At 49.3% G+C, this 12,895-nt stretch carries 7 protein-coding genes and 1 tRNA gene; 3 read left to right on the top strand and 5 right to left on the bottom strand.

Going from position 1 to position 12,895, the window contains the following annotated elements; all coding sequences use genetic code 11:
• Positions 1-47: 47 nt before the first annotated feature.
• The 4 genes from Pan161_RS18205 to Pan161_RS18190 form a co-directional block, all read right to left on the bottom strand.
• A complete protein-coding gene (locus Pan161_RS18205) occupies positions 48-6,206 on the bottom strand; it encodes a hypothetical protein (RefSeq protein WP_145229520.1) in 6,159 nt (2,052 codons plus the stop codon).
• A 244-nt stretch (positions 6,207-6,450) separates the two neighbouring features.
• A complete protein-coding gene (locus Pan161_RS18200; protein ID WP_145229518.1) occupies positions 6,451-7,260 on the bottom strand; it encodes an SGNH/GDSL hydrolase family protein in 810 nt (269 codons plus the stop codon).
• 221 nt (positions 7,261-7,481) lie between these two features.
• Positions 7,482-8,942, bottom strand: coding sequence for a trigger factor (tig, locus tag Pan161_RS18195; RefSeq protein WP_145229515.1), 1,461 nt, complete (start codon positions 8,940-8,942; stop codon positions 7,482-7,484).
• A 197-nt stretch (positions 8,943-9,139) separates the two neighbouring features.
• Positions 9,140-9,211 (bottom strand) — tRNA-Gly (locus tag Pan161_RS18190).
• A 584-nt stretch (positions 9,212-9,795) separates the two neighbouring features.
• Here Pan161_RS18190 and Pan161_RS18185 point away from each other — a divergent pair.
• Positions 9,796-10,074 (top strand): Flp family type IVb pilin, encoded by a 279-nt coding sequence (locus Pan161_RS18185; RefSeq protein WP_002645565.1) that lies wholly within the window; start codon positions 9,796-9,798, stop codon positions 10,072-10,074.
• A 138-nt stretch (positions 10,075-10,212) separates the two neighbouring features.
• Complete coding sequence (locus Pan161_RS18180) at positions 10,213-10,533, top strand: branched-chain amino acid aminotransferase (RefSeq protein ID WP_145223797.1); 321 nt, start codon at positions 10,213-10,215, stop codon at positions 10,531-10,533.
• A gap of 126 nt (positions 10,534-10,659) precedes the next feature.
• Here the strand turns inward: Pan161_RS18180 and Pan161_RS18175 are convergent, their stop codons facing one another.
• Entirely contained in the window at positions 10,660-11,679 is a 1,020-nt protein-coding gene (locus Pan161_RS18175; RefSeq protein WP_145229513.1) for a Gfo/Idh/MocA family protein, read from the bottom strand.
• Between the two features lie 355 nt (positions 11,680-12,034).
• On the opposite strand from Pan161_RS18175, the gene Pan161_RS18170 reads away from it, so the two are divergent.
• Positions 12,035-12,892 (top strand): hypothetical protein, encoded by an 858-nt coding sequence (locus Pan161_RS18170; protein WP_145229511.1) that lies wholly within the window; start codon positions 12,035-12,037, stop codon positions 12,890-12,892.
• Positions 12,893-12,895 lie beyond the last annotated feature (3 nt).

Genomic DNA, 12,895 nt, shown 5'->3' with positions numbered 1-12,895 from the left:
TCGATTGATACGTGCTGCTGTGAATCGTCGGGATTCACAGCAGCTGATCAACGCTCCCATGTTTTGAGCTGACCTACCAGTTCCAGCATTTCATTTCGGCGTTTCTCAAACATCCCGAACAGAGTCAGGATGCAGATCCCCAGGCCGATTCCAAATGCCCACCACGGCCAGACGTGTCCCAGCGACTGAGATGCATGCCAGATCATACTCACAATCGAGAGTACCAGAAACGACGAGCCGGCATAGAGAAATGCACGTACCCGGAACATCATTCCGGCGAATACGCCGAGCACAGACAGACTGCAGAGTATCACGGGAGGCCACAGACTGTTGGCAACACCCGCGATGAACATGTCTCCGGTTGAACTGATATAGATGGACATCGTGGCAAAATAGCGGATGGCAGTCAATTGCGTTGTATTCAATTTGTCCCGATTCAGATGCGTGGCAATTAATACAGAGAGGGCAGGAGGAATCAGCCAGAGTTGAGGGTGATGAGAAAAGACCTGCCCCTGTTCCATCCAGAAAGCCCATAAGGCTCCATTGCCGGCAAGCGCTGCCAGCGTGGTATAAATAAACGACTTTCGCCATAAGCTCATTGTGACATACACGATTCCAATCAACAGCAGGATCATCGAATAGTCGCCCGCGATTGGTGACTGCTCATGAGCAACGGCATGGATCCAGAAACTGAGTGCCGGTAGTAAGGGAAGAAATGTGCCCGTTCGCTGCAGCGGTTCAGAGAGCACATTCAATCCGATGCGATCGAAAAATTCTCCCACTCCTGCACCTGCGAATGCGATAGCAATGACGATGTAAGGCCAGTAAGGGAGCAGGTAACCACGGAACAGTTCGGGCATGGTAAGATAAATATGCAGGAACAGCAGTGCCAATACGATTTCTGCAGCATACACATACCACATCCGTCGCTTCAGAGTTAATTGAAACGGGTCGTATTTGGGAATCGCTGCCATTAAAACAAGAGCCGCGGACAAAGCAACCAGCGTCAGTGAAACAACTCCGATTCTGGCTGGGGTGAGTTGCAGGGAAATTCCATAGTAATGAAATCTCACTTCTGTGATCAGAATGGAGAAAAGTGTGAATCCGGCTGCAGTTAAAAAAGTGCGTGAATTGGTTCGTACGGCTTCCGACCAGTCGGCTGTGAGAGATTTCCATTGGACCTGGATCACTGTCAGGAGCAGACTCAAAATGGCGACCACTTCCAGCAGTCTAATCAGATGGTTGATCCAGTAAAAGTTATCTTTTACTGGAAGCAATGCCCAACCAGCATAGATAAAGCCGATCCCTGTTGCCAACAGTGTTCGCTTTTTAAACTTCAGGGAAAACTCATTGTGGTCACTGAAAGCGTAAAAAGCAAAGCCTGTGATCAGTGTTCCCACAACAGACCACCATCGCAGACTCACTTCTTCAAAGCGAAGAACACTGTGGAGAAGAGACAGAATGGCATATACAGATAGTACAGTGATTGCGGAAGGTAACCAACGCCAGGACTGCTGAAGCTGCTCTGGCATTCTGAGGTTGTGTGTGAGTTGCATCCATACGCCGCGCAACCTCCACAGAACTCCGATCAAACAGGCATAACAGGAAACAGCCAGCCCCGAGTGTTGCGCCAGCAGACGTAGTTCTGTTGCAGTACTGAGAAACGTGCCGATATAACAGATTCCAATGATAAATAACCCCTGCAAAGCATACCGGCTTTTCGGGTCCCAGAGCAAACCGATCAACAGCAGCGTCACTGCCAGTAATGTCGTCCAGCCTGCAGTATCGCGAATCAGGGGGATGTCTGTCTGCGAGAGTAATGTTCTCGTAACTGCGACCAGCAGTGTATAGAACAGAATCACGCAGGTCAGAATTCGCGAAATGATCTGTTGCAGGGCAGGGTGTTCGACAGGTTTGCTCTCGGAGTCAGAACTTTTCAGAAGATAAAGGTCAATCGATAACCAGCAACCAGCAATGATAGCAGCAGTCGTCGTCAGCCATTTGATTAGATCGAAGACCTGTTGCGCAGAGACAGAACTGCTCTGGATGTTCCAGTTAGCAGTTACGAAAAATAATGTTCCCATTAAAGCGGTTGTCAGCGATGTATATTTCAAGAAATCTTTGCGAAGACAGATTCCCAGCAGGAAATAAACCAGCGTTCCACAGCCGGCAATGGTGATGGCAGGCAGCGGTCTCAGCGCATCGGTCCAGGCGCCCCGAAACGCGAACAGAAACAGTGTCACGACCAGGATCTGACTCCAGTAGAAATGACGACTGGCGCTGGACTGTGAATCAGAGGTCTGGTTGATCAACCGATGTTTCAACAGGAAGCAGAGAGTGTGGAAGCTTCCCACCAGGATCAGCCCCGCTTCCATCAGAAAATTGATTCTCCAGGCAGGCGTGTCAGAGTGCTGTCGGAGTAGAATTGTGACAAATCCAATCAAAGCAAAACTGAGGAAAGTCATGCCGTTAGTAAACAGACTGCTGGCATAGCGTCGCGAAAACCACCAGAGGAACCCGGTTGCCAGGCTGAGCGACAGAATAACGGTTCGCGGAATCTGCGGAAAGTAAATTTCCCATTCTGGTTGAGGGTTTGCCAGGTTCATCAGGAATGGGAGCAGATAAGGCCCGACAATCAGGCACAGCATGGTGATAGCATGTATGCGAATCAGAGGCCAGTTAACAGGTGACAGTGCTTGATGCGCTTTAAATTCCGCGTTGATTTTTGGTTCCAGTTTCAACCAGCAGAGACCATACAATGAAAACGCGAGACCTGTTAAGATCGATGTTCGAAGCCAGGCAGCAGATTCGAATGCGGTCAGCGATTCGGAGAAGCTCATGATGGTTCCCGTGATCACAACCAGCGCCAGGAGATGAGAACCTATCTGCATCCAGCCAGCTGATCGAAAATGAATCGCATAGCAGATCATGGCAACCAGCAAGAGCACCAGGGGCATGCAGAATCCCAGCATGGGAATGATTCGCTCTGAGAAAGCAACGCTATGCGGATCTCGGGAGAATTCCAGCCAGTAGCCAAAAATCTGAAAGGTTGTGAGTACCAATAGTGGCAGGCAGGCACCCAGGATGCTCAGGTTACGCCAGGTCGGTTTGTCGGCCAGCAGTCGAGGCAAATATCGTAATTGAATTTCCTTCGCTCTGAGATAATTCAGAAGTGATTCCGAATTGATGATCAGCAGCATCAGTGCGAGCGAATACAGACTTAAGCCCCACCGCAAAACATCCGCCGCACGATTTTGTTCAATAAAATATCCGGCGATCAAGAAAGGAATCAGGTAGGTGATAAACAGGACCCCCAGCGCCGTCCCTGACTGGAAGCGACTGTTAAGGTAAGGCAGGCAGGCCACGATCAGCAAACCGAGGCAGATCCAGCTCCAGTAACTGAAGGCTTCGGAGGCAAATTTAAGCTGAAAGCTGAAGAGTGGCAGATACTGATCGAAGCCGTTTATGTTGGATACAATGATCAGTAGTAGCAGTGCCATCATTAAACCGGGCAGCGTGTACAGTCGCTGCGGTTTTGGTCTGGCCAGGACAACACCGATTAATACCATGATGTATATGAAGAATGCTGCCAGAAAAGGAATGGCAAGACGATGTATCGCTGAAATCGCGTAGGAATCCTTCAACTGAGTTAGCATTGCCGGGAACAGGGCGCCGCAAAGAACGAAGCCCGTAGCGATGATTGATCCAGCCAGCAATGTCGGCTGCAAGTTCAAACGAGCGCTGCGTGAGAGTGCTCCCAGCATATTGCGGGAATACTTTTTCGAATGGATCGCTGATCCCACCAGAATCCAGATCACGACGGCCAGGATGTGAATCAGCCAGTAACGGGGATGCTCAAAACCATCGCCTTCCCAGAGGCGGTATCGCATACCGATGGCTGTTGCAGAATACAGACTGCCGGCTGTTCCTGCGAACTGCGAACACAGAAACCAGCGATCGGATTTTAGAATCAGTGCTACTGAAATCCAGATGAGCATCAGCCAGAACGAATAAAAGGCGTGCATTTCAGCAGACAGGTTCTGTAGCAGTACGTAAGGTATCATGAGCAGCGATGTACATACTGATCCCACAATCATCGGTCTGGTAAAGTGATTTGACTTCACTGGAATCAGAGACCAGGCGGGTTGAGTGGGGTTTCTGCTCCGACACCAGAAATGCAGTCCCATCAGAAACAGCAGGCCTGTCGTAGCATGGATGAAACAGCCCCAGACAAAGGGGCCATCAGGCAAAAGTTTAATGTGGGAAAGTCCGTCTCGAATAGTGCTGTTGAGACAGAGTGCATGCTGCAAAGTCAGGAAGCCGAGGAAAGAAGCAATTCCGGAGAGAGACATTTTTCTAACGTACCAGTTGGCCAGCAGGCAGAAAATCGTATTCATCAGTAACGCGAGCGTGGTCCAGTTTAAATCGGTCTGCGTAACAAATCCGGCGTAGGCCGCGATTACTGTCGAGAGGATTGAAAAACAGCCCGCTGTGTACAGGAAGTAACGGGCATCTTCCTGTTTTCCCGTTTGTCTCAGAAATAACGCTCCTGAAGTCGTCAGAATGGTAAAGACGGCAAATACAATGGAGCTGCGTCCCAGTAGTAGCGATTCGATCAATGCAGACTGTGTGGTTCCCTCCCAGGCGATGGTGCCAGTGAGAAGATGAAAACCCAGCAGACCGGCAATGGCTGCGGAAATCAAGGCAGGGATGTGGCAGAGCGCGAAGCGAGCCTGAATGGCCAGAATCGACAGGCTGATGCAATTGACGATACCCAGTACAATCAGGATGTCAACTCGTGGCCAGGAGATCGCAAAATTGATCAGGATCATCAAACCAGCAAGGATGGCGATTGAAGAGCCGGTCAACGCCCAGTGGGGAGTCTCGTCTCCATTTTTTCTATGATGCAGGACCAGACCCAGGCCCAGCAGCAGAATTTCCATCAGGCTGAACAGCGGGGTCAGGCAGGAAAACGTTTCGAGGCGGTTCGTCGTATTCCAGACCAGCAGCCAGCAGGGGGCCAGTACGGCGAACACAGCCAGACCTCCGAGTGTGACCAGTTCTCTAGCTCGGGAATCTGTAACCTCCTCCCACTTCAACGTCTGCTTGAGGATCAGGGCCATGCCGATAATAAAACATCCTGCAGGCAGGAGCGCTAGTAGATTAGTCTGCAGAAATGAAGGATTGCTGGAAGCAACGCGCGAAATAATCAACTGTCCTGCCGATGTTCCCAGTACCATCGCCAGTAAAGGCAGTCGACCAAAACTGACGAGGATGCGACTGGCGGAACTGACCATCCAGCCGAACGCGGCAAAGCCGATACCAATTGCCAGAATAAAAAGCGGGTCTGTTGCCGGTCGATGATCCGAGAGGCGAATCCCGGCCAGAAAGTTGAGCGGAACGAGCAGTACGGTTATTAACAACAGGCCGCGACTCGTTGATTCCAGTTTCCAGCGTTTGAATGTATACAGGCCTGCGCCATGAATGGCAGCCGTTGCCAGCAGGAAGAGTAACGCCGGCAGATAGGGAATCTGATTTTTAAGTGTCGACCACAGGCTGACGACCAGACCGATGGCACTACCTACTATCAGCAGACCACTGACCAGTTCTCCCCAGCGAATGTTTTTGTCTTCCATGAACGCGTTCAACAGAGAACCAATGGCTCTTTTTTCTGTCGGCGGTTCAGAAATACCACTAGGCTGATGCGACTCCGCTGTCGGGGCAGTGAATTTTTCCGGTCGGGACTGGATGGTTGATTCTTCCAGAAAATCACTCTCATCCAGGAAATCAGAGATTTCTGCAGGTGTGGTGTCTGGTTCAACAGGAGCGGGAGCAGGGGCTTCGGTCTTGGTTTTGGATACGGAATCAGTCTGTTGAGGTGCTTCGACTGGCTGAAGTGGGGGCGGGGAAATGAATTCTTCGGTCGTGTATTGGAGTAATTTCTGAAATTCCTGCTCGGGTATTTTCCCTTCGTAATACAGGCGTCGCAGATAACGTTGTGCAATCTGTCGGTCTTGATTGAATGTATTTTCGAGAGGGCTTTCTGTAGATGGTGTTATCCTGGCTTCATCACTTATAGAATTAAGGACTGAAGAGGCTCTGATGAGTGTGGCGACAAAGACCCAGATACCATGCCCTACTATGGTGATGATTAGCAGGACGATCATCAAACCGATAAAGATGCCAATGTAGGCGATACCAGCCATACTGCTGCTTTCTAAAGTTGATGAGCGTCAGGAATAATCGAAGCGATACATATTTAAACAGGCGTCAGTATTTCCAATATATCACTTTCTATCTCTGTTTTTGTCTGAAAATTATCAACTTTGTTTTACTAACTACCAGAGTGAAAACAGATTAGGTCATTCCAGACTGCTTTCGAATATCAATTCATTCTGCTGAAACTATGGATTAATATCGCTGGCAGGAGTGGTTGCTCACAATCGTGCATTAAAAAACAGAAATCCGTGTCCCCTCATTCAAAATGCGAACTGGTTGGGGGTTGTGACGCAGTTTTCCCCAGTGTCGGCTGGTAGAGGGGGTTAACTGTGAAATCGCATAGAATGAGTCGAGCCAGTGGTTATGGGCGGTCATCCTACTCAATTCAGGCAGATCCCAATGGGAGAGAATGGTTTTCCAGAGACTGACTCGCTGAGAATAGCGATAATGGATCGGATCGAATCCATACCATTCCAGTGGGGCTGCTACGACTGAGATCTGGTCCTGGTCTGCAAGTGCCAACAGACTCTGGTTCAAATCTCGGACTTTACCTGTCAGATCACTTAGTGATGCAGGATTGTTGGGGAAAAACAAACGCCGCGTCAGTTCGAAACGCCAGGTGGACAGCCGCGCGAGACTCGCTTCCGGCAACAGGGTGATTGTGATCTGTGCCTGATGTTGCTTTAGCCGTTGAATACTCTGTTCAACCCAACCCAGAATTGTTTCAGTAGATTGGCCGTAAATCAGATCGTTGCCAATGTCAGTTAATAATGCCCGAGGAGTGGTATTGCCGGTGAGTGCGGGCGGGAATGCGTCCCAGAGTTCACAGCGGGCGATACCGGGTAAAGCACGGTAAAGAACACGACTCCAGTTTCCATATGATCGCCCATGTCCCATCGCCGTGTAGATATCCAGTGGGGAAGGCATTGAAGATTGCAGCAGTCGCAGGATGAGCGGGAAATCGCGAGTCAGATTACTTGCCCCAAGTAAAATGAGGGGGGGGCTGGTGTGGGTAGACTCACATAATTCAGAAAGGGGCATTTCCGGTTGATACCTGTGATGCATAATAAATCTGTATTTCCAAGGTCAGATAGTCATTTTAATACATTCTGTTCGTTCGGATAGGCTGATTGCTTTAATTGGGGGCTCAACCAGATTCATGGAGCAGAAACCGAGGCAGATTCAGGAGCAATAAAAAAAAGCGACACTGAGTTAACAGTGTCGCTTCGATAAAATCAATTTTTAGAAAACTGGCGAAGAAATTATTCTTCGTCTGCTTCTTCAGTTTCTTCTTCTGCAGCAGATCCGGCAAAGCTCGGGCAGACCGCACGTGCCACAGCGGAGATCTTATTTTCTTCCTGTGGTTTCATTTCGGTGTCGGTGTATTCTGCTTTTTCCAGAATGACATCGACGGCTTTACGCTCACGCAGCTGTGCTTCCAGATTTTCGATCATACCGGATTTGACCATGCGGGCCCGAATCCGACGTGGGCTCTCACCCTGCTGCATTGCCATGTAGTAAATTTCCATGTCAATTTCAGAAGGCTGTACTTCCAGGTTTTCTGTGGTCGCAATTTTGTCGAGTACAAAATGTTCTTTCAGAGCCTGACGGGTTGAAGAAATGGCTTTCTGTCGCAATTCATTTTCGCGAGCCTGGATGTCCTGGCGGGAAAATCCAGCCTGCTGCATTTCCAGGATTTCACGACGCAGTGCGTTTTCAACCTGCTTGGCAACGAGGGTTTCCGGCAGATCCCAGTCGGCAGATTCTGTGATCTTGTCCAGAACCTGAGAACGGGTTGACTGACGTTGTTCGTAAGTCAGCTGGCGTTCAAGAATATTCTTGACTTCTTCCCGCAGCTCTTCTTCGGAGTTGGCACCAATCCGTTCCAGTAATTCTTCGTTGATTTCCGGAGTCTGAATGTACTTAACACTCTTAACGGTAAACAGGGCTTTGACTTTTTCGCCTCGCATCTCGATCTGATCTGCTTCGCCGGAAACTTCCACTTCCGTTTCGCGGGTGTCGCCGGTCTTGACGTCTGCCATCAGCTCACCAAAGTTAGTGATTTCGGCATCTTGCAGACGTAATACAGGACGCAGTGGAACAACCAGTTCGGCGATTTCGCTGAGGTACTTGCCATCGTGTTCAAATTTGATGGATAGTTCGAGGTAGTCTTCTTTTTCTGCGGCACCTTTGCGCTCTTCCATTTCGCCGTATTGGCCCAGAAAGCGAGTCAGGTATTCGTCAACGTCTTTATCAGCGATCTCACGTGCAGGACGTTCCAGTTTCAGACCCTTGTATTCCGGAAGTTTGAAATTGGGGCGAACTTCCACTTCGAATTCGAATGTAAATTCGCCATCTTCAGGGATTTCCAGACTCTCAATATCAATTGTAGGCTCATTGATCGGATCAAGATCGTTATCTTCCGCGATCAGTTCCAGGCTTTCCATTAAGACGCGTTGCTTAACCTGGTCAGAAAGTTCCTGACGAAAGCGTTTTTCAATCAGCTTGGTGGGCACATGGCCTACACGGAAACCGGGGACCGTCGCCTGACCACCTAACTCAGAGACAGACTCAGAGTAAAAATGCTCAATATCATTGCGGGGAACCGTTACGGTTACATGTTTCTTACAGGGACCAACCTCATCGATTTTGGCGGTCACGGACATCTTGTACTCGCCATCCGCTGAGACGGTTTCTTCTGTTGTTGCGAGTTCGTCAGACACGGTCCAATCCTTTTCTTTTACTTATGTGTTGGAAACAGCAATGGGGCATTACCTAAAATCGGCACTCAATCTGAGAGTGGCAGCAGCCAGCTGCGACGTTGCATATTGGGTGATAATACTTAAAGTATTAAAAGCCCCGCATTCAAATAAGATGGGGGCTCGGTTTCTGTCCCTGAGATTCTGCATGCGAAAAAAAGAGCGGGTGAAGGGATTTGAACCCTCGACAGCCACGTTGGCAACGTGGTGCTCTACCACTGAGCTACACCCGCGAGTCAGCCTGTACCTTGGTGAAGTTGTCACCATCAGTAGCGGTACGTGCTTCCTGTGCCTCAGATTATGTCTTGTTATCCGCTGAGGTCAAGAGTACGAGCGGAAGTAAATCGTGGATATCAGACACTTTTTTGATTTTTTGCGGTGAAACGACACTCTCCACAGTTCATTCAATCAGACTCTGACAATTGAATGAAATATACGGACTCACTTCGCCGCTCAATGCTGACCGTTGGTACCCACGTTGCCGATTCCCCACGTGTTGCTTTGAGGCATCCCTGGCGTTAACTGAATGTCAATTAACGGGTTACGTGTAAACTGCGGTCGGGGGCTTGAGGTGTGTTGTTTTTTTACCTCAAGCGGCTGCGTTCCATTTCAGGGTGATGCCAGAAAAACTCTGCCTGGATTGCTTTTTTTATCTCCCTTTACAGTAACCACTTACGATTCCGGTTCTGAACAGTTTGTAAAAAAAAATTTACGGTTTGGCCCCTTTGGTATTCAGCTTGCTTTACATCCCTTTATCAACTTTGAAACGCAAACAACTCGATGCAAAACTTTCATAACAACTTTGGAGACCACCACGATGAAAAACATTATCAACCAACTGATCAACGACGAAGCCGGCTTCATTGTTTCTGCAGAACTCGTCCTGATTTCCAGCATTGCTGTGCTGGCCATGATTGTCGGACTGTCTGAAGTCGCCAACAACGTCAACCAGGAACTGGAAGATGTGGGCAGTGCCTTCGCCAGCATCGACCAGTCTTACAAACTGAGCAACGCACATGGCCACAAAGCCTGCACCGATGGCAGCAGATTCAATGACTGCCCTGACTTCTGCTCAGGTCAATGGGACGTGCAGTAATCCTTTCGCTGAACTCTGCAACAACCCCGAAACGTGCTTTCTTTCCGACGACGACCGCCTGCAGGGCTTCACCACCCCTGCAGGCTCCGAAATACCCGAAACAAAAATGAACCAATTCTCTTTCTGGAGTCCATCACCATGAAAACTATGCTGATCCGTTTAATGAACGACGAGGCTGGCTTTATTGTCTCGTCCGAGCTGGTCCTGATTTCCACCATCGCCGTGCTGGCCATGATTGTCGGGCTGAGTGAAGTGGCCCACGGCGTCAACCAGGAGCTGGAAGATGTCGGGAGTGCCTTCGGGCGAATTAACCAGAGCTACTACGTTGCGGGTGCTCACGGCCATAAAGCCTGCACGGACGGCAGCAGCTTCCATGATCAGGCTGACTTCTGTGATGGCGAGAACGATATCGTCTGCGACCGTTCACCACGGCAGGAAGGTAACGGCTACTACAACTGATGGTCGGCCTTAAAGGGCTGACGGAAACATCCAACTTTCCCGACAGGAAAGCAAGCTTGCATCGAGGCGGAGGTCTCCACCTCAGGCACTCTCATCGTACTGGTGAGAGTGCCTTTTTTTATGCGCTTATGCCGGGAAGAAATCAGCAAGGCTCACAACGGTTTCTGTGCGCGCCGAATAGTCCAGAGCATTCAGCACGCGTTGTGTGTTAATCCCCAGATCGGGCCATTGCTGTTCCAAATGCCCCGAGCGAATGATCTTGCAGAAATGGTTGATCATGCAGGTTTCCTGCAATGGGTTCTCAGTTTCATACTTCGTGGAATTCCCGTAGGAATCAGTGACATGAAATTGTGGTTTCCTGTTTTCCCAGGGGCGCGCGAAATCGTCGCAGACCAGGGAGCCTTTCGTACCGGCCAGTTCGAACCATTTTCGCATGCTGACGTCAAAGCCGCAGTCAAAGGATGCGATGCGATCTTTGCTGAACCACATGATTCCAGAAAAGTTGAAGTCCACATCGTGATAAGGTCGCGCTGTTCCAAAAACTTTTTGTGGCAGTTCATTGAATGCCCACAGACTGGCACCGATGCAATACCATCCCAGGTCGCCCAGAGAGCCGCCTCCGAGATTTCGCTGTAATCGGAGATCATTTTCCGGGATCGTTTCCCAGCAGAAGGTGAACGCGGATGTCAGGCGACGGTGTTCTCCCAGAGTATCACTGCGAATGAGATCGAGGATCTGTTTCGCGCGCGGATGATGATACCACATTACCCCGTCCATCAGTTGCACTTGATTTTCCAGACAAACACGTCTCATTTCGCGTGCCTGGTTCACATTCAGTGCCAGTGGTTTTTCACAAAGCACGTGTTTACCGGCTTTTGCAGCGCGGACAGTCCACTCGCCGTGTAGTGAAGGGGGAAGGGGAATATAGACAGCGTCAATTTCGGGGTCATGCAGCAGGGCTTCATAGCTGCCGACACTGCGCTTCACTCGATGTTTCTTTGCCCAGTCTGCTGCTTTCACAGGATTGCGGCTGGCGACACAGGTTAATTCTGCATTTTCTGCTTGGTGAATGGCAACGCTAATTTTCTCTGCGATACGAGCTGTACCCAAGATTCCCCAGCGTACAGTTCGGTTTGAGTCTCTCATAAGATTTGTTCCAAATCGAAATGAAATAAGATTTATGAAAAAAAATTTGAAATCATCAAGACAAATCGTTATTGTTGAGAGACCGAGCAGCCTGTCTTTTTTTAACTTTCAATTCTTAATTTCGCATAACATCTGCTCAATATCACAGACTTACAAAGTTCTGTAAAGTGATCGTCGTTCAGTTTACGTGTCAGATTTTAAGTCGCGTTCAAATCACTATTCATATTCATCGCGCTTGACGAGGCATACACGTTTCTTGTGTGCAGGCCTTGTACATATGCGTTCTAAAAATGCGTTCGCATTGAACACTATTGCCATGTCGCCATTCGAGTGACGCGGTAGACAGGAGCTGAAAATGGTCAAACGAATACAATTGCCAACTGTTCTGGGGATTGTGCTGCTGTTGTGTGGTACATCTATTGCACCTGTCAATGGCACTCCCAAAAAGAGTGTTATGACAACATTGAGTCTCAAATCGGATGCACCCCAGGTGGAGTTGTTTGAGGGGATTGAAAAACAGCAACTGGGAGCCCGCGTGTATCCGATGAGTGCATACAGTTCTTCCGTCTACATTTCGAATCTGACGACGGCGCCTCTCACGGTCAAAGTTCCTGCTGCCGTTTCTTCGGTTCATATACTGGCTCAGGCGGGGCCAAATCCGGGACTGTTGCAGGGATTGCAGGGAGGTCAGCAGACCCAGGTTGGAGACAGTCAGGCTGTGGGTGGCAACCTGAATCCTGTCGGAAATAATCAGAAAATTGACTTCAACGGGTTGTTTACGATTCCCCCCGAAAAAACGGTGAAATTAAAACTCAGTTCAGTTTGTCTGGAACATGGTAAACCTTGTCCCTCCAGTTTAAAAACTTACGAATTAAGGCCGATCGAATCCCAGGTGCAGGATCAGGCGCTCGTGTTAGTACTGCAGAAGTTTAATCCGAAACATGATGATCTCGAAATGGTGCAGGCCATCGCCTGGCATCTGAGTAGTCATCTGGGCTGGCAGGAACTCGCCAGCAAAAAGAAACATCAGATCGTTGGTGGTGGTGTTCCGTTTTTTACACCTGCGCAGTTGATTGCAGCAAAAAAAGTTGTGGAAGTTGCCAGGATTGAATCGCATAAACTGGCCGCTCAGAAAGCGAAATCATTTCCTGATTCCAATGTGAATTCAGATACACGTCCCGTATTGAGTCGAGTTCGCCAGGGACGACGATAAAAA

It is taken from the genome of Gimesia algae (genome assembly GCF_007746795.1).
In the GTDB taxonomy this organism is placed as follows: domain Bacteria; phylum Planctomycetota; class Planctomycetia; order Planctomycetales; family Planctomycetaceae; genus Gimesia; species Gimesia algae.
Note: the sequence above shows the minus strand (reverse complement) of the source record. Positions and strands in the feature narration are given on the sequence as shown.